The organism is Streptomyces sp. NTD91 (genome assembly GCF_059510455.1).
Genome location: NZ_JCAJZW010000215.1, coordinates 1 through 211, shown reverse-complemented (window position 1 = coordinate 211; position 211 = coordinate 1). Strand labels below are relative to the sequence as shown.

Below are 211 nucleotides of genomic sequence, written 5' to 3'. Positions count from 1 at the left end.
GCCGGTACAGGGCGACTTCGAGCGCGAAGAGAGCGGGCTGAGTGAACTCGGTGCGGTTCAGGGCCCCTTCGTCCTCGCCGAAGACGACCGCCTTCAAGTCGAAGGGCAGCTCGGCGTCGACCGCCTGGAAGGCCTCCGCGAACACCGGGTACGTCTCGTACAACTCCCGGCCCGTCCCCGGGCGCTGCGACCCCTGGCCGGCGAAGAGGAA

The 211-nt window shown here is 69.2% G+C and carries 1 protein-coding gene; it reads right to left on the bottom strand.

Annotation, left to right across the window (positions count from 1 at the left end):
* Window positions 1-211: acyltransferase domain-containing protein (locus AC5WRT_RS39290; RefSeq protein ID WP_496101134.1), on the bottom strand; the 211-nt coding region annotated here is incomplete at both ends.